The following is an 18,916-nucleotide window of genomic DNA, read 5'->3' on the forward strand; positions in this document are numbered from 1 at the left end:
ATGGGAGAGTTTAGCATGAACATACACACAGGGGAAATTCAATTAGTTCCGTATAAGGAGAAATATAAAGAAGTTATACAAACATTTACTTTACCAAGTGAACAAGTTCAGTTTACAGCAGATCCAAGCGCATTACTGGAAAAAGCAAAAAGTGATCGTACAAAAAATGTGATTGTTATGTTAGATTACAATGGGGTACCGGTGGGTCTTTTCGCATTGGAAACGGGAGATAGAGTAAAGGAGTTCACAGATAATGAGGATGCTTTACTTTTAACGTCATTTTCTATTAATCACAATAGACAAAGAAAAGGATTCGCTAAAAAGTCATTGTTATTATTAGAAGAGTTTGTAAAATGCTATTTTCCAATAAAAAATGAAGTTGTACTTGCTGTGAATGAAAGAAATATTCCTGCACAAAATTTATATGCAAAAGTGGGCTTCGAGGATAAAGGTTTTAGAAGAATGGGACCAATTGGCCAACAAATAATAATGCATTTACCTATAATGAAATAATGAGATAGAAAACTTACTCTTGAATATTCACGTAGTAGGTTTTTTTATTTTAGTAATATATAATATATGTATATAAAATGAAACAGAAATGAAGGATATAAAAAATGAATCAAGATAGAAAATGGAATATCGTTGGGGGAAGAGTGATTAAAACTGGGATTGCAGTTTTTCTTACAGTGTTAGTTTGTGAATTTTTTAACATTCCAACTATTTTTGCTGTAATAACAGCAATTGTTACAATTGAACCAACTGCAACAGACTCAATAAAAAAAGGGCTTATTCGCTTTCCGGCCTCAACAATTGGATCGGCATATGCCATGACGTTCACATTTTTCTTAGGTCATCAAGCAATTTCTTATGCATTAGCTGCGATGTTTACGATCGTTACATGTCAAAAACTAAGGTTACATGCGGGAACATTAGTCGCAACTTTAACTGCTGTAGCTATGATTCCAATTACGGCAGATCATTATTTCACTGCATTTTTAATTCGTTTAGCTACTACATCTACTGGTATTATAGTATCTACTTTAGTGAATTTTTTCATTTTCCCACCACACTACACGAAAACGATTTTTGGATGTACAGAGGATCTATTTGCTAAAACAGCAAATATTATGGAAGAATGGATTACTGCATTAGTTGCAGGAAAAGGTATGAAAAAGGAGACCGCTCAGGATTTATCTAAATTGACTGTATTATTGCATAAGGCGATACAATTTGTTCAATATGAGCAGAAAGATTGGAAATATCATCAACATACAAAGAAGGAAATGAGAAGCTTTTTAACCATGCAGAACCAACTTCATATATTACAGCAAATCATTTACCATATAGATAATTTAGCTCGAGTGTCAATTGAGACTTGTGACTGGTCACAAAGTGAAAGGGAAATATTACAACGAACAATTCATTCTATAATTGCTATATTGAGAAACCGTTGTAATGAAATTGATGAGGAACATTTGAAACTTATTGCTGAATTAGACAAGCAATTTTGGAGTTATAAAAATGATTTAAAAGATTATAAACCAAATCATTATCATCACCATTTTTCAAGTGAGTCTATTATTTTATTTGAGGTATTATCTATTCATGATATGTTAGAAGAATTAAAACAAATATCCGAGAAATATGAGTGGGAAAATCGATTCAATTGATAAGTTTATTTTATTGTGAGGGGAATAATATGACACTTTATATTGCATTACTAAGAGGAATCAATGTCGGTGGACATAAAGTAATCAAAATGGCTGATTTAAAACGAGTGTTTGAATCAATAGGGTTAAAACAAGTGAAAACATATATACAAAGTGGTAATATCGTGTTCGAATCTGAGGAAGATATAAGCTTTCTAAAGGACCGAATACAATCTGAAATAAAAAATGAATTTGATTTCGATGTTCCAGTCATGCTAAGAACATATGGTGAATTTATAAATATTATTAAACAATGTCCGTATGAAGTTCATTCATTGTTAGAAGGAGAAAGTGTTCATGTTGCTTTTTTAGCTAATGTACTTTCTGAAGAGGAAAGTAGTCAATTGCTTACATTTAAAAGTGAACTTGAAGATTGCTATATAGATGAGAAGGTTGCTTATTTGTTTTTCAAAAATAGCATTCGAAATTCTAAATTAATGAACCAGTTTCAGAAGTTACATACACCAGCTACAGTTAGGAATTGGCGTACTGTGAATAAATTAAAAGCAATTGTAGAGAGTATGTAAATATAAAAAGATGAGGTTTTCTACATGTAGAAAACCTCATCTTTTTACTTATATTGTTTTGCAACTATGAGTTCGACAATAGGATAAATAAAGAATGAAGAGCAAATTGCGATGAACAGAGGGAGGTTTTTAACGCCATCTAAATTAGCCCCCATAGAAAATCCTTCGGAGAAGATTAATAAAAGGAACATTACAACTACAAGCACAAAATACGCAATTTTAAAGCTTTTATATGTAATTTGTTGGCCCATTTCATCTTGACTTTCTTCTGATACACCGTGGGGATCTCCCCAAGTAATGTGATTAATTAAATTACTAAGTATTAACGAGATAGCAAAAATCGTACCACCCAAAATAGAACCTTCAGTGATGTATTTATATGTGCCATGTACTAGTATTGCAATTAATGCTAAAACAATGATTATAAAAATAGTTTTTTTAGTATTCAATAAATAATTGCCCCCCTCGATTGTAAAAAACTCTTTACAAATATAAGTATAAAATTGGAAAAGTATCATGTCAAATACTTTTTACATATAATATGTAAGTATGCAATATTTTGGTTTTATGATAAATAAAAAATTACAATACATTTGAATGTAAAAGAATGGGCTCGCATATATTTGGAAGGGATGTCAGATTAATTTAGGGGGTAGTTATGTCTATACTTTTAAAAGCTGGTGCAGATGCAGGAAACAACGGTTTGAAGTTAATGGTGAAAGGGCAAGACCCTATTTTTATTCCGAGTATTTATTCTTTATATATAGGTGAGCCGACAGGACTCTTAGATGAGGTAGATGTTTCATTATCTGAATTAGAAAACCACATTGATGTGACTATAAGTTCGCCATCGTTAATGCTTAATAATGTACGATACATCGTTGGAGAAAAAGTCATTCAAGATCAATTAAAAGGTACTGAGGTAGAGAAGAAATCAAATAAGTCAACGGATGAGTTAATGGTTATTACAATACTATCAGGTTTGGCGGTAAGCGCTATGCGTCAAAGTCCAACTTCTAGCCATATTAATATTCGTTATGATTTATCTGTCGCTCTTCCTATGCAGCTTATTACACAAGAAATAGCTGCTGAAAATGCAAAACGTTATATGGGAAATCATAAGGTTATTTTCCATTATCCGAACGGACGCGATGTGACAATTAATGTTTCAATTGAGTATTGTAAATGCCTGCCTGAGGGTGCTTCTGGGACGTGGGGCATTGTATACGATGAAGAAGGAAATGTTGTGAAACATAAAATAGAATGTGAGCAAAATCAAGTTTCTGAAATTGATTTTGTAGATAAAACTCTACTCTCTTTTGATATTGGTGCAGGGACGACAGAAGAAGTTGTTTCATTAGGGGTAAATTTCCGTCCGCAACTAAGTAAAGGTTTATCTTATGGTGTAAAAGAGACGTTACTACAAATCATTACGAGATGGAACCGGAAGTATCCAACTAAGACGATTGATAGTATTACAGAATTCAATCAAATTTATTTAAATGATACGCATCCGAGAAATACCTTATTAGTTGAGGAATCACAGCCGGCACTATTAGGTTTAGCAGCGCGTGTCGCAACAGATATTATAAATAAAATTGATGATATGAAAGACGATCCATACGTGTTTATTTATGGCGGGGGTGCAGTAATTATTAAAAATAGTTTAAAAATGATTTTAAAGCAAAAAGGACGACTCAAAAATGTAATCTTTGTAGATAATCCGTTATTTACAAATGCACGAGGATTATTAGTATATACTTGTTCGCCAAAATATAGAGAGCATAAGCAAAAAGAGTTAGGATTTACAAACTTAACGATAAGTTAGTTGGTGGAAGTATGCGATCTAGGCGATATAAACGTGGTGATCGAGTAAAAATCAATATTCATAAATCGGTATCACCTGAAATGCTTGCGTGGCTGAATAAACAATCAAATCCAACTAATTTCTTCTTTTTTGCTGCGCAGCAATTATTTAAACAAGTAGGAGATATTGACGTTTCAAAAGCTTTACCAAGCAGCCATGTTTTCTCATTATATGTGGAGCCTTCATCCTTATTAAAAGTCGAAGTAAACCCTTTTAAAAACATGACACTAGAAGCAAATACATCCACCGAAAATGCAAAAAAAAAATTATGGGAATCTGTTGATCAATTAGATTGTCCATTTTTTTAAACATAGAAAAATATAAGAAGTCCCATCACTATACATACGAATACAGTGATGGGTTTTTGTTTGTAAATGGAAGGGGGCACAATACAATTTGTGCCCCTTCTGTTAATTATTTGTTTGTCTAAATTTCAGATGTATGTTTAGAAACCGCAGTAATTATGCTTTCCCAATCATTTGGATGATTTTCATGACCTGCCCCTTTAAGAGTTAATAATACTGAGCTTGGAATTTCATCAATTAGTGCGAGGCCATGTTCAAATGGGAGTGCTGTATCGTCTGTTCCATGAATAACCAATGTTGGTGCTTGTATGGAGTGAAGTACACCTTCATATGCATCATCACCTTGAAGTAAAGCGTGATTAAACATACTTAATAAATTGTTTGCGCGTTCTATTTCTTGTTTTACTTGTGTATAAACTCTATTTTCATCAAATATTCGTTCTGATCCACATAATAGACGAGATCCTGAAACTAAATACTCTGCCACATCATTTTTATTTGTCCAATCAATACTTGCGCTCTTTACATGATGTGTTAAAATCCTTTCATCCATTGGGGGTAAATCGCGAGTATTATTATCAGATCCTATTACACTAGTCGCTAGTAAAGTTAGCGTCAAAATTCTTTCGGGATGTTTTACAGCGGCAATTTGAGCAATCATACCACCTAATGACATACCAAAAAGATGGGCTTTATCAATATGATAAGCGTCTAATACCCCGATTGCATCTTCAGCCATATCTGTTACTGAATAATTTGAAGTGCCAGGTTCATATGTAACAGAGCGTCCAACATCGCGATTATCAAAGCGAATAACAAATTTTCCTGTGTTCGCCAACTGTTCACAAAATTCTTCATCCCAATATATCATTGAACAAGTAGCTCCCATAATTAATAAAATAGCGGGATCATTAGAGTTACCGAAGCTTTCTGTACATATATCAATACCGTTTATTTTAAATATCTTTTCACTCATAAAGTTAGCCCCATTTCTTTTGAATTTAATTAATAATACAGTTTTGAATAATTCTAAGATGTGTGTAAGATTCTTTTTGAAATTCATCCCGCTATTTGCCGGGCAGTAAGAGCCCGATTGGTGAGGAATGATTAAAGTTTTACTTTATAATGCTTTTTGCATAATTACCCCCAAAAATAAGTATATGGTAATTCAAGGCAAAAAATTTTGAGAAATAATTGTATGTTATTAAAATAAACAGTAAGGAGGAGAGGAAATGAAAGCAATTGTTATTGATCGATATGGCAGTGTTGAAGAATTAAAAGAAAGACAAGTTTTAAAACCGGTTGTTAAGAATAATGAGGTATTAATACGTATTCATGCAACATCTGTTAATCCAGTTGATTGGAAAATAAGAAAAGGTGAGTTACAAGAACAGTTACGCTTTTCATTTCCAATCACTTTAGGATTAGATGTAGCTGGAGTTATTGAAGAAGTTGGAGAAGATGTAGAGTGTTTCAATATAGGAGATAAAGTGTTTACGAAACCTGAAAATATAGGAAGCGGCTCTTATGCTGAATTCATTGCAGTACAATTAGATTTAGTATCACATATGCCTAATAATATTAGTTACGAAGAAGCAGCTTCTATTCCTCTTGCAGGACTTACAGCGTGGCAAAGTCTTGTAGATTACGCAAAAATAAAAGAAAATGACCGTGTATTCATTCATGCTGGAGCTGGTGGCGTTGGAAGTTTGGCAATCCAAATCGCAAAATCATTTGGAGCTTTTGTTGCCACGACTGCTAGTAGAAAAAATAAAGAATTTTTACAGTCTTTAGGAGCGGATCTCGTTATTGATTATAAAAAAGATAAATTTGAAGAACTAGTATCAGATTTTGATATTGTGTTAGATACAATAGGTGGCGAAGTGCAAGAAAAAAGTTTTCGAATTATTAAACCTGGTGGTGTTCTAGTTTCCATTGTTCATGAACCACTACAAAAAGTAGAAGGAATAAAATCAGGATTTTTATGGCTAAAACCAAATGGAAAACAATTAGAAGAATTATCAGCTTTAATTGTAAACGGGAAAATCAAACCAATCATAAGTAAAGTGGTGCCATTTAATGAAGCAGGAGTTCGAGAAGCTCATATTTTGAGTGAAGGACAACATGTTAGAGGAAAGATTGTAGTTAAAGTGGAATGATAATCAAGATTACAGCTTATAGAGTAACTAGATTTGAATAACGAAAAAGCTCAACAATAGATAATATCCCATACTATACATTTTCATTTGCAGGTATTATTTATTGTTGGCTATTGTGATATTACTTCTAATAAATACTGTTTCGTATTGTATCGTGTAATTTCTCTAATCCAATTTCCATATCTTTCTCGTTTAACATTGAATAGCTAATTCTTAATTGGTTATCATTTGTTTCGTAATTTAATAGACAAGCTGTTCCTGGTAAAAAAGAGACATCTACTTCATTTGCTTTTTGTAATAAGGTAAAGGGATCTATCGAATCAGGCAGTGTCACCCATAAATTAAAACCGCCATTTGGTATTTCAAAGTTTAGTTCTTTTAATGGCGATAATATATCAATTGTTAAATCACGTCTCATTTGTAAAGCTGTTCGTAATTTTTCTAAATGATTTTTCATACGTTCCGCACGTAAAAACGGTAGAAGTGCCTTTTGTGTTAATAAAGGACTACCGATATCCATTGAACCTTTCACTGCATATAGCCATTCAAAAATAGGGCCATCGGCAATAAGTGCTGCAATACGCAATCCTGGTGCTAACGTTTTACTAAATCCTTTTATATATATTACGTGGCCATCCTTATCAAAACTTTTGATTGGAGGTGGTACTACAGCATCTTCAAAATATATTTCTCCGAAAGAATCATCTTCAATGATAAAAAATTGATATAGCTCCGCTAGTTCTATAAGTTCCATTCTTCGTTCTTTACTCATTACTGTACCTGTCGGGTTTTGGAAGGTCGGATTCGTATACAATAAAACGGGATTTTTACTTTGACAAATATCATCAATTAAGTCGGAGCAAACTCCATGATTATCAAGAGAAACAGGAATGATTTGAACACCTTTATTGATGAAAACATCAAGCGCGGCACTGTAACACGGACTTTCTACTAATACAGTATCTCCAGGTTTTAATAATGTTTGAGCAATTAAATCAATTCCTTGTTGTGCTCCGCTTGTAATTAATAATTGAGATGGGTCCGTCACTAATTTCTGGTGTTCATTTAAGTAATTTGCTATTTCAACTCGCAATTCATAATCGCCTTGAACTGGCCCATAAGTTGCTAACAACATCGGATTTTTATCTAGCAATTTATGCATTTCGTCTGTCAAAAATGGATTTGGTAACAGACGGGGATACAGAATTGCTTGTGAAAAATCATAATATTTACGGTGTTTATTCATTGCATATTGAGAACGCATAACATTAATAGATCTTGATTGTTGCCATTTATACGGTATCGGTTTGAAATCTTTCTTTACACGTTTATATATGTAAGCACCTTTTCCTTGTTCGATGCGTATATACCCTTTCGTTTCTAACTGTTTATACGCTTTACGAACAGTTAATACATTGATTTGTAAATCTGTGGCCATACAACGTAAAGAAGGAAGGGATTCGCCATGTGAAAGCATACCACTTTGTACTCTTTCAACAATTTGCATATATATTTGCTTGTAATACGGTATGTTTGATTCTTTACGCAATACAATCTTCATAGGTTCACCTATTTTTCTTTTTAATTTAATTAAAGCGAAAAATATATAGGGAATCAACTACAACTTGAAGTAACTGTTATATGTACCGATACACTGTTATACACCATAGCCTCTATACTCATTTTAAGAGTAAAAAGGAGGAAGTAAAATGGTCATTTTTAATTACATTTTAGTGTGTATTATTTTCGGGACAACATTTTTAACGATTAAAATTGGAATTGAAGCAGGGGCGCCACCGTTGTTTTCAGCAGGAATTCGCTTCTTTTTAGCGGGTATAATTCTTATGATTATTTTTAAATTAAAGCGAAAAGAAATTATGCCACATATATTTTCAAAACGTATTATGTATGCTGGATTTTGTTTAACATTTATGACATTCGCAAGTTTATATTGGTCAGAACAATATATTTCTTCGGGATTAGCTGCTGTTCTTTCTGCTACGGGACCAATGATGATTTTATTAATACAAGCAAAGAGGAATAGGGAGAAATTACAAAAGGAACAACTCGTTGCTTTAGTTATTGCACTAATAGGTGTTATATTTGTTTCTTTACCAGGAATGCATCAACAAGTAAGTTTCATATGGAGTATTGCTTGTATTGTTTTAGTTATAGGAGAGTTATTTTACGGAATAGGCTCTATTCGTTCAAAAGAAATACTTTCAGATTTATCAAATGTATCACCATTTCTTATTAACGGAATTCAAATGTTTTATGGAGGGATTTTACTACTAATCGCATCTATTATTGTAGAACAACCAAATGTAACTGTATTAACTTCATGGAGTGTACAATGGCCTATTTTATATCTCATATTTATCGGATCGATCGGTGGACACGGATTATATTACTGGCTCTTATCAAAAACAAACCCAGTATTTCCATCGACGTGGTTATATGTATCACCATTAATAGCAATTATCGTAGGGTATATCGTATTAGGAGAACCCTTAAATCCTACAATGGGAATGGGGGCTTGTTTCATTTTGATAGGTGTATTTTTAGCAAACCGTACAACAATTGGAGCTTATTTTAAGCAAGGGAAGCTATTAAAGAAGGAGCTTTAAATAGAAACGACTAAAGTGTTTTGAGAACTTAAATAAATAGATGACACAAAAAACATGCTATTACTAATTTGTAGCATGTTTTTCTTATTGGAGCCGTTACCATAATTTTCTTAGAGAATAACGAACACTGTACTTTACGAACAGTGTTCGTTATGTTATAAATAGAACAAGTAATTCAAAAACATGTAAGGTGTGATTAATGATGGAAAGAACGAAAAATACGAAAAAAAGAATTGCCATTATAGGCGCTGGACCAGGAGGATTAACATTAGCTCGTATATTACAACAACATGGTTTAAAAAGTGTGGTGTATGAAAGAGAAACATCCCCAATGATTCGTCAACAAGGAGGTTCATTAGATATCCATCATGATACTGGTCAAGAAGCGCTAAAAGAAGCAGGATTGTTAGAGAAATTTTATGAATTTGCTAGATATGAGGGAGAAGATTTTCGATTATTTGATAAAAGTGGAAAAATATATTTAGATGAAGAAGCAGATTCAGCTGGCGGGAATCGTCCTGAAATTGATCGTGGTACTTTGCGTGAGTTGCTTTTAAACTCTGTTGATTCAGAATGTATACATTGGGGATATAATTTAATAAAAGCCGTTTCTCTAGAAAATGGTATGCATAAACTTCATTTTGAAAATGGACATGTAGATATTGTGGATTTAGTTGTAGCGGCAGATGGTGCTTTTTCACAAATTCGCCCACTTGTCACAGATTCGGCACCGCAATATACTGGAATTAGTATGATTGAATTGAATTTGCAAAATGTCACGGAAAATCATCCGGGAATAGCGGAGTTTAATCGACGTGGTAAAGTCTTTGCGCTTTCGGATCAAAAAGGTATTTTGACACAGTTAAATGGAGATGACAGTATTCGAGTATACTTAAGTTTTAGAACTAATAAAGAATGGTTTGATAATTGTGGGATTCCATTTGAAAATGTAGAAGAAGCAAAGAGTCAACTTCTACAATATTTTGAGGACTGGGATGAAACTCTTAAAAATTATATTAGATGTGCAGATGGTGCAATTTTTCCTAGACGAATTTATATGTTACCTGTGGGGCTAACTTGGAATAGTACACCTGGTGTTACTTTAATTGGTGATGCTGCTCATTTAATGTCTCCATTTGCTGGAGAAGGTGTGAACCTAGCTATGCGTGATGCAGCAGAACTTGCACTAGCTATTGTAAAGTATGACGATTTGAACGAAGCAATCAAAACTTATGAAGGAAAAATGTACGATTATTCTTCACAATCTGCTGCTATCTCAAATGATAACCTTGAAATTTGTTTTTCAGAAGATGCTGCTATTAAAATGTACAATCTTATGAATCAACTTCATGGACAACAATAAAACTGGATGTAATTAAGGAGAACTATGGAAGAGAAAACAAATACAACGAATAGCCGTCGTTCGCGACCAGCAAAAGAACCATTGAGTAAAGAAATCATTGTGAAAACCGCATATAACCTCCTGGAGTCTGAAGGAATATCAGGCCTTAGTATGAGAAAAATTGCAAAAGTGCTAGATACAGGACCATCTTCTTTATATGTTTATGTTAAAAATGCTGATGAATTAAGAGCGTTTGTATTAGATTATGGTCTAGGAAACATTGAAGAAATAGATGTCAAAAATGAAACATGGAAAAAAGAATTATTTGAACTTGTATATTCATATTTCAGAATTTTGTTCAATTCCCCTGGAATGGCAGAATTGGCTTTAATGACAATTCCAATTGGACCAAATTCGTTAGCTCTTACCGAACGGATTTTGCACCAATTACACCTAGGAGGAGTAAATGCGAAATCATCAGCATGGGGAGTAGATATTCTACTGTTATATGCTGTTTCAGTCGCCTTTGAACAAACAGCACGTAAAGAAAAGGGAACTACACTTGACGCAATTCGTGCTTCGTACGAAACATTAGATGTAGTAAAGTATCCGATGATTGTAAGCTTAAAAGATGATATGTTGTCTGGTGGAGAAGAAAGGTTCCGCTGGGGATTAGAAGTTGTACTTCAAGGTATTTTACATGCACAATAATAAGGATTTTAAAATCGAGAATTAATGGCGATATTTATATAAAATAAAAAACACACTATGTCTTTAAAATATAGTGTGTTTTTTATAATTAATTCACTTTTTTAATAAAGCCTTTATAATGACGTTTTACAAGCTGGCTTTCTAACGTCTTCATAGTTTCTAGTGCTACACCGACAATGATAAGTAAGCTTGTACCACCAATTTGAGCAGAAGGTGGTAACGTAGCAATTTTCGTGAATACGAGCGGTAATATAGAAATTGCACCTAAGAAAATTGCACCAATAAATGTTAAACGGTATAAAATTTTAGTTACATATTGTTCAGTTGCTTTACCAGGACGAATACCAGGAACATATCCATTTTGCTTTTTCAAATTCTCAGCCATTTGTTCAGGATTTACTTGAATAAATGCGTAGAAGTATGTGAAAGCAACGATAAGACCGACATAAAGTGTCATTCCAATTGGATGTGCGAAATCAAGATTTGCAACTAACCATTTTGATACGCTTGAATCAGGGAAGAGCTGCGCAATTGTACGCGGCGTCATTAAAAATGCAGAAGCAAAGATAACTGGTATAACACCAGCACTATTTACTTTAAGCGGTAAATGCGTGTTTTTTGCTCCTTGATATTGATTGTTTCCTGAAACAGCTTTTGCATATTGGATCGGTATTTTACGTACAGCTTGTTGAATGTAAATAACACCAACAACTATCGCTAAAATTACGAGTCCAATTAAAACAATTTTTATTATGTGCATAAATAGCTGATCGCCAGCATTTTGGAATTGTTGTAAATAAATTTGATTTGCAACATTTGGAATCGCGGCAACGAGACCTGCGAAGATAATCATCGAAATACCATTACCAACTCCGTTAGCGGTAATTTGTTCGCCTAACCAAAGTAAAAATGCAGTACCTGCAGTTAAAACTGTCGCAATAAATAAGTATGTAGTCCAGCTTTGATCTGTTATTAATTGTCCACCTGCTATATTATTAAAGCCATAAGACATTCCGATGGCCTGTATGAATGCGAGAATGATTGTAAAGTATCGAGTGAATTGAGCTGATTTCTTACGGCCCATTTCTCCTTGCTTTGCCCATTCCGAAAACTTAGGTATAACATCCATTTGTAGTAATTGTACTATGATGGAAGCTGTAATATATGGTGTAATACCTACAGCAAAGATTGAGAAATGTTGCAATGCTCCTCCACCAAATACGTTTAACATACCTAGAACGTTAGCTTGATCTTGTACTTTTAATACCTCTGCGTTAGTATGAGGAACTGGAATAAACGTGCCAATTCGAAAAACGATTAACATCGCTAGTGTAAAAAGGATTTTCCTTCTTATCTCAGCTACTCTCATGAAATTTGAAATCGTACGAAACATTATGTCGCCTCCTATATTTTTATCAGTAAAAAACTGATTATTATACCCTATGAAGTAACCACAAACCTCCTTCCGCACTAAATTCATTTGACAAATGGATTTTCATACACTTTGTAGTTTTCACGGATATAAAAATATAAGGTGTTATATAAGCGACCTTTACACTTTACGTAATCATTCAATACCCATAATATATCGAATAAATTAACAAATGTACATACTTACGCATTAAAAATGAATAAATAGAGTCATTTTTTACATTTATTTAATGATAAATTGATAGGACATTATTATTCAAGATTGTTATACATGTTATCAATTAAAGTTTATCCCGTATTAACTGGTAGCCCGATTGGTTCAACTAATAATCAGTGGGGATGAACAAAACCATCGCTGATTAAAGTTACACTTTATGTGATTAGAAAATTCTTTTTGTTTAAGAAGGAATAAATATTAAAGAAAGCTAAATAAACAGTGTACGTATTTATAGGGGAGAAGATGTAAATGAAAGTTGTTATAAAAAAATTACCACCATTAGAAGTAGCGTATATAAGACGAACTGGTAGCTACTTTGAACTGCAAGATCACTGGGGGAAGTTACTGAACTGGTCAATTGAAAATAAACTGTATCCACCAGAGCAATCATTTATCGGAATATCATTAGATAATCCTGAACTTGTTGCAAGTCATAAGTGCCGGCATGATGCATGTGTTACGATTCCTGAAAACTTCGATAAAGAAAAGTATCTTGATGTGCAATTTAAAAGATTAGATGGAGGTACATATGGTCTATACCAGTTCTATGATGAACCTCATAAATTAAGTGAAGCGTATCAATACATGTATGCAGCGTGGCTACCAAATAGTGAGTATGATGCAGATTATGATAGAGATAATTTAGAGTTTTGCTTAAATAATGTTGCTGAAGATCTAGAAGGAAAGTTAAAGGTTGATTTATTTGTGCCAATTAAAAACATACAAAAAAACAAATAACTTCATTTGTGACTTTAAAATGAAATTGGAATAGTAGTGAAAGAAAATCTGTTTTCGAAGATAATATTTTTAGCGTAGAAATTTAAGTATGTAGGTTGCAATGAAAGGAGAATCCGCATGGGTACATTTGTAAATGACAAGTTTTATGAAACGAGAAATCAATTAGTTGAGGAAATTTCTTTTTTGAGTGATGCTCAATTTAATAGGAAACCAGATAAGGATAAATGGAGTATTGCACAAGTTTGTCATCATTTAGTTTTATTAGATGAGAGAGTGATAACAGTTATTTCGTCAGGATTAAAAAAGTTAGATAGTACCCAAAATGAGCGTAAAGAAATTCACACTATTTTATTAGATAGAACGAAAAAGTTTATAGCTCCAGAAATGATTGAACCAAGTATAGAACCATTTGAAGTGGAGCAAATGCTCAATATGCTAAACGAATCAAGAAAAGAATTAATGCGTTTCCTGAGTACAATAGAAGATGAATCTATATTAGCGAAAAAATCAGTGATGCATCCAGCTCTTGGAGAATTATCCCTTGATCAGTGGATAGAACTGATTTATTTACATGAACAGCGTCATATTTCACAAATAAAAGAGATAAAATTGCTTTGTGAAATTGAAAAGTAAAAATTTCTCCCTATTTATTGATACGTATTATAAACAGGGAAAACGGTTGATTCATATTGATTCAGAAGAAGACAAAAGTAGAATGAAATTAGTTGAAAGTAACCAATAAACTTAAGAAAATATGAAACTACCCGATTTTCTGTATAAGTGTAACCCCGTCTTAAATGAAGAGCGGGGTTATTTTTTTTGAAAGTGTTTTTATTTAGAAGGAAATAAATCAGCAACGAAATTCCAAAAAATAATCATCATAACATATTGTATATGCCCGTTTTAATAAATTGAAATAATGATTTTTATGTTGACGAATGATATGTATATATTTTGAAAGTACTCTTCACACGTTTAAGGAAGGAGTATTCTGTCAGAAAACGATAAAATACGATTCTGTTAGGGGATGTATGCAATTTATTCTCTTTATTTTTGCAACAGAACAACCTTCAAAATTATCTTTTGTAGTTGAAGTTTCCTGAATAATAAGTTACATTTTTAAAGTTCAAACAACTTTACGAAAGTACAAAAAGGGGAGAAATATTATTATTATGCAAAAAATGAAATGGAAGAACTATGTATGTTACTTTGTAATTCTATTACTGCTTGGAACAGCAGTAATAGTCAAACCACCTATCTCTAAGGCTGAGGAATCTGAAGTAAATATTACATTGTTAGGTACTGCAGATATTCATGGTAGATTTATGCCTTGGGATTATGCGCTTGATGGAGCAAATATGAGTGGAAGTTTGACACAGCTTTATACGGTTATAAAGAAGGTCCGTCAAGAAAATCCAAATACCATATTAGTAGATGCAGGGGATACAATTCAAGGGAACTCAGTAGAATTATTCAATGATAAGCCGCAATCGCCAATGATGGTAGCGATGAATACAATGGGATATGACGCCTGGGCATTTGGAAATCATGAATTCAACTTTGGATTAGATACATTGAAAAAAGTTAGTGAGCAATATAAGGGAAAAACGTTAGCAGGAAATATTTATAAGGAAAATGGAGAGCGCTTTCTTCCTGCATATACAATTGTAGAAAAAGGTGGAATTAAAGTCGGGATTATTGGTATGAATACACCAATGATTAGTGATTTTGAAAAAGGGACAGATCACTTAGATGGTTTAGTGGTGAAAAATCCGGTAGAAGAGACGAAAAAGGCAATTAAGGAATTAGAAGGTAAAGTAGATGTAATGGTAGGAGTTATGCATATGGGATTAGAAAATGAGAATGGTATCCCTGGTACTGGTGTTCAAGATATTGCAAATGCTTGTCCGGAACTAAGTGCTATTTTTGCGGCTCATATGCATAAACTTGTAAAAAAAGAAGTTGTAAATGGCGTAATTATTACAGAACCAGATAAATATGGAACACATATTTCACGTATTGACCTTACTTTTACAAAGCAAGATGGGAAGTTGGTTTTAAAAGATAAAACTGCTACCGCTATACCTGTAAAAAATGCTGATGGAACAACGATATTATCTGATCCTACACTTGAAGAAACATTAACACCTTTTCACGAATATGCGAGAGGCGATGCAAATGTTGTAGTCGCTCAATTAAAGGGTAGAAATCTTGTTCCTGAAAATGAAATAAAGGGTATTCCGAGTGTTCAGATTCAAGAAACACCTTTATCAGATTTCTTTCATGAAGTCATGCTCTATTACAGTAAAGCGGATGTAGTAGCCCATCAAATTGATAATGATTATGCCCGTTTGGATATTGGGCCTATAAAGAAGAAAGATATTGCGTATAATTATCAATATGCTTTGGGAGAAATTACAGTATATAAGATTTCTGGAAAAGATTTAAAAGACTATATGGAATGGGCAGCAGGATATTTTAACTCATCTCGTGTCGGAGATGTAACCGTTAGCTTTGATAAAACCCGCCGTGCATCTAAATACAGTACGAACGATTTCTTTGGAGGCGTAAAATACGAAATTGACTTAACAAAACCATACGGAAGTAGAATTACAAATTTACGCTCTATTCGTACAAACAAACCAATCAAAATGAGCGATGTTATGACGCTGGGAATGAATGCATATAGAATGGAGGCTCTTCAGGCAAAAGGAGGAGCTTTAGAGGGGCGTAAGTTTGAACAAATTTGGTCATCTAAACAAGAGAATGCATTCGGAGAAACAGGTGGAACCATTCGTAACCTCGCTATTACATATTTAAAAGAGGTAAAGAACGGTGTATACACGCCAAAAGTTATGCGTAATTGGAAAATTACTGGTGTAGATATACATTCTTCAGAGCATAAGGCGGTAGTTGATCTTGTAAATAAAGGGATTTTAGAAATTCCAAAAACAGAAGACGGAAAATACACAAATATAGCATCTATAAATACTAAAGACTCAATTTCAAAAGAAGAGATTGTAGCACTCTCACAAAAAGCAAATATTAATCCAAATCAGTTTAAGCATATAAAAACGAAAGGTGAATTTTACAAAAAACTTAGTAGGATTACTAAAAAAATATAAATTATAAGGTTTCTTATAGTAATTGTTATTTTAATAACATTAAACCCACTCTTAAAATAGTAAAGAGTGGGTTTTTATGGTGTTATTTAGAGGTAAGTATACTTTTATTACAATGAATATAGATAATTAATAATTAACCAATTGGATGAGCGCTTAAAAGGACTCTTTTTTTATTCAAATTAATGTACATATGTGTTCCGTTCATTATTTATAATATTGACCACAATTTATGTAATTTTGCATAATGTTACATAAATTGTGTATTTTCTCTTTTTTCCGACAGAAATAGACAGTATACTTTGTACAAGCTTTCTATTTCAAAAATTATACGAGGTGAAATAATGAAAAACAAAAAGACATTTACTAAGGTAGCATTAACAACAGGATTAGCTTTAACAGCTGTGGCACCATATGGGGTAGGTCATGCAGAGGAAACAGATCAACTACAAGTTCAAATTCAGGAGGAATCGTTCCGTTCGGGTGAACTTACACAGCCGTCACAAAAGGCACCAGAAAATGTAGTAAAGGATGCACTTAAGGAGAAAACAGGGCAAGCTCTGTCCCAAAAACAAGTCAATGGAGAAGTAGGAGTAGATTATAAAGTCCTGCAAAAACGTGGTTCGTATGATGGAACTACACTTGTGCGTATGCAGCAAACATACGAAGGAAAAGAAGTATATGGTCATCAATTAACTGCACACGTAGATAATAATGGTGTTATTAAAAGTGTTTCAGGTGATAGCGCGCAAAATTTAAAACAAGAAGAATTGAAAAAACCTATTAATCTATCAAAAGATGAAGCAAAACAATTTATTTATACGAAGTACGGGAACGATATCAAGTTTATTACTGAGCCAGAAGTTAAAGAGGTTATTTTTGTTGATGAAAATAATGGACAAGCTAAAAATGCATACCAAGTTAAATTTGAAGCTGCAACACCAAACTATGTTTCTGGTACTTATTTAGTAAATGCACAAAATGGTGATATGTTAAAAAATATGGTACAAGAATCTAACTTAAAAGCCAGTGACAAACTAGTTGGCGCTTTAAAGAAAAGTAAACAAAGCAGTCTTACATCATTAACCGGAACAGGAAAAGATGATTTAGGTATTAATCGTTCATTTGGTATCTCTAAACAAAGTAATGGCAAATATGCTCTTGCTGATTATACAAGAGGGCAAGGAATTGAAACATATGATGTGAATTACAGAGATATTACTAAAGAAGAAAGCTATTATCCTGGTACATTAGCGACTAGTACTTCGGCAACATTTAACGATCCAAAAGCAGTAAGTGCTCATTACTTAGCAACAAAAGTATTTGATTTTTATAAAGATAAATACAAGCGTAATAGCTTTGATAATAAGGGACAAAAGGTAGTTTCAGTTGTACACGCTTGGGATTCTGAAGAGACGAATGATCCGAAGAATTGGCAGAATGCATTAAGTGCTAATAATGGAAGTATGCTTGTATATGGTGATCCTATTGTTAAAGCATATGACGTAGCTGGACATGAATTTACACATGCTGTTACTTCTAGCGAATCTAATCTTGAATATTACGGGGAATCCGGTGCGATTAATGAGGCACTATCTGATATTATGGGAACATCTATTGAGAAATACGTAAATAATGGAAACTTTAACTGGACAATGGGAGAACAAACGGGATCTGTTTTCCGTGATATGGAAAACCCAGCTTCTGTTCCATCTTCACTTGGAGTACCTTATCCAGATGATTACAGTGAATTTAACGATTTTAATGGATGGGATCAAGGCGGTGTTCATTTTAATTCAAGTATTATTAATAAAGTTGCGTATCTCATTGCAAAAGGCGGAACTCATAACGGAGTGACTGTTAAAGGAATTGGTGAAGATAAAATGTTTGATATTTTCTATTATGCAAATACTGATGAGTTAAACATGACTTCTAATTTCAAAGAATTGAGATCAGCATGTATTCGAGTGGCAACTAATAAATATGGTTCAAATACAGCTGAAGTTCAAGCAGTTCAAAAGGCATGTGATGCAGCAAAAATTAATTAATTTAGAAATATAGTTATCATTCATATATTAACACATTATGAAAAACAGCTAATATCATTTTAAGGATATTAGCTGTTTTTTTCGTAGCAATTTATTGTTGGAAATAAACT

The 18,916-nt window shown here is 33.1% G+C and carries 17 protein-coding genes; 13 read left to right on the forward strand and 4 right to left on the reverse strand.

Annotated features, from left to right (window positions below; genetic code table 11):
• From ACQRBL_RS12875 to ACQRBL_RS12885, 3 genes are all read left to right on the forward strand, one after another.
• Window positions 1-513: a GNAT family N-acetyltransferase gene (locus ACQRBL_RS12875; protein WP_411995553.1), complete on the forward strand. Its 513-nt coding sequence runs from the start codon at window positions 1-3 to the stop codon at window positions 511-513.
• A 104-nt stretch (window positions 514-617) separates the two neighbouring features.
• Window positions 618-1,673: an aromatic acid exporter family protein gene (locus tag ACQRBL_RS12880; protein WP_023522130.1), complete on the forward strand. Its 1,056-nt coding sequence runs from the start codon at window positions 618-620 to the stop codon at window positions 1,671-1,673.
• Between the two features lie 29 nt (window positions 1,674-1,702).
• Window positions 1,703-2,239, forward strand: coding sequence for a DUF1697 domain-containing protein (locus ACQRBL_RS12885; protein ID WP_000177386.1), 537 nt, complete (start codon window positions 1,703-1,705; stop codon window positions 2,237-2,239).
• 44 nt (window positions 2,240-2,283) lie between these two features.
• On the opposite strand, the gene ACQRBL_RS12890 is transcribed toward ACQRBL_RS12885, so the two are convergent.
• Window positions 2,284-2,688 carry a hypothetical protein gene (locus ACQRBL_RS12890; RefSeq protein ID WP_001093141.1) on the reverse strand — a complete coding sequence of 135 codons (405 nt, stop codon included), beginning with the start codon at window positions 2,686-2,688 and terminating at the stop codon, window positions 2,284-2,286.
• A gap of 209 nt (window positions 2,689-2,897) precedes the next feature.
• Between ACQRBL_RS12890 and ACQRBL_RS12895 the strand changes: the two genes are divergently transcribed.
• Window positions 2,898-4,067, forward strand: a complete 1,170-nt coding sequence (locus tag ACQRBL_RS12895; RefSeq protein WP_000025623.1) for a ParM/StbA family protein — start codon at window positions 2,898-2,900, stop codon at window positions 4,065-4,067.
• 11 nt (window positions 4,068-4,078) lie between these two features.
• Window positions 4,079-4,414: a hypothetical protein gene (locus ACQRBL_RS12900; protein ID WP_001257761.1), complete on the forward strand. Its 336-nt coding sequence runs from the start codon at window positions 4,079-4,081 to the stop codon at window positions 4,412-4,414.
• A 118-nt stretch (window positions 4,415-4,532) separates the two neighbouring features.
• Here ACQRBL_RS12900 and ACQRBL_RS12905 read toward each other — a convergent pair whose 3' ends face one another.
• The gene (locus ACQRBL_RS12905; protein WP_001290786.1) at window positions 4,533-5,387 is read right to left on the reverse strand and encodes an alpha/beta fold hydrolase; all 855 of its coding nucleotides are present in this window, start codon (window positions 5,385-5,387) and stop codon (window positions 4,533-4,535) included.
• Between the two features lie 256 nt (window positions 5,388-5,643).
• Between ACQRBL_RS12905 and ACQRBL_RS12910 the strand changes: the two genes are divergently transcribed.
• The gene (locus tag ACQRBL_RS12910; RefSeq protein ID WP_166695083.1) at window positions 5,644-6,570 is read left to right on the forward strand and encodes an NADP-dependent oxidoreductase; all 927 of its coding nucleotides are present in this window, start codon (window positions 5,644-5,646) and stop codon (window positions 6,568-6,570) included.
• 127 nt (window positions 6,571-6,697) lie between these two features.
• Here the strand turns inward: ACQRBL_RS12910 and ACQRBL_RS12915 are convergent, their stop codons facing one another.
• Window positions 6,698-8,131, reverse strand: coding sequence for a PLP-dependent aminotransferase family protein (locus ACQRBL_RS12915; protein ID WP_223617849.1), 1,434 nt, complete (start codon window positions 8,129-8,131; stop codon window positions 6,698-6,700).
• 148 nt (window positions 8,132-8,279) lie between these two features.
• On the opposite strand from ACQRBL_RS12915, the gene ACQRBL_RS12920 reads away from it, so the two are divergent.
• The 3 genes from ACQRBL_RS12920 (at window position 8,280) to ACQRBL_RS12930 (ending at window position 11,250) form a co-directional block, all read left to right on the forward strand.
• Entirely contained in the window at window positions 8,280-9,197 is a 918-nt protein-coding gene (locus tag ACQRBL_RS12920; RefSeq protein WP_000234338.1) for a DMT family transporter, read from the forward strand.
• Between the two features lie 199 nt (window positions 9,198-9,396).
• Window positions 9,397-10,560, forward strand: coding sequence for an FAD-dependent oxidoreductase (locus ACQRBL_RS12925; protein WP_411995552.1), 1,164 nt, complete (start codon window positions 9,397-9,399; stop codon window positions 10,558-10,560).
• Between the two features lie 24 nt (window positions 10,561-10,584).
• Window positions 10,585-11,250 (forward strand): TetR/AcrR family transcriptional regulator, encoded by a 666-nt coding sequence (locus ACQRBL_RS12930; protein WP_277509404.1) that lies wholly within the window; start codon window positions 10,585-10,587, stop codon window positions 11,248-11,250.
• 88 nt (window positions 11,251-11,338) lie between these two features.
• On the opposite strand, the gene secY is transcribed toward ACQRBL_RS12930, so the two are convergent.
• A complete protein-coding gene (secY, locus tag ACQRBL_RS12935) occupies window positions 11,339-12,643 on the reverse strand; it encodes a preprotein translocase subunit SecY (protein ID WP_000490135.1) in 1,305 nt (434 codons plus the stop codon).
• Window positions 12,644-13,147: 504 nt separating this feature from the next.
• Between secY and ACQRBL_RS12940 the strand changes: the two genes are divergently transcribed.
• The 4 genes from ACQRBL_RS12940 (at window position 13,148) to ACQRBL_RS12955 (ending at window position 18,806) form a co-directional block, all read left to right on the forward strand.
• Window positions 13,148-13,636 (forward strand): AraC family transcriptional regulator, encoded by a 489-nt coding sequence (locus ACQRBL_RS12940; protein ID WP_411995551.1) that lies wholly within the window; start codon window positions 13,148-13,150, stop codon window positions 13,634-13,636.
• A 117-nt stretch (window positions 13,637-13,753) separates the two neighbouring features.
• A complete protein-coding gene (locus ACQRBL_RS12945; RefSeq protein WP_120460127.1) occupies window positions 13,754-14,269 on the forward strand; it encodes a DinB family protein in 516 nt (171 codons plus the stop codon).
• Between the two features lie 539 nt (window positions 14,270-14,808).
• Window positions 14,809-16,761, forward strand: coding sequence for a bifunctional metallophosphatase/5'-nucleotidase (locus ACQRBL_RS12950; RefSeq protein WP_411995550.1), 1,953 nt, complete (start codon window positions 14,809-14,811; stop codon window positions 16,759-16,761).
• A gap of 341 nt (window positions 16,762-17,102) precedes the next feature.
• Window positions 17,103-18,806, forward strand: a complete 1,704-nt coding sequence (locus ACQRBL_RS12955) for a M4 family metallopeptidase (RefSeq protein ID WP_411995549.1) — start codon at window positions 17,103-17,105, stop codon at window positions 18,804-18,806.
• The last annotated feature ends 110 nt before the right edge of the window (window positions 18,807-18,916 follow it).

Source organism: Bacillus sp. AF62, assembly GCF_050312695.1.
Taxonomy (GTDB): Bacteria; Bacillota; Bacilli; order Bacillales; family Bacillaceae_G; genus Bacillus_A; species Bacillus_A cereus.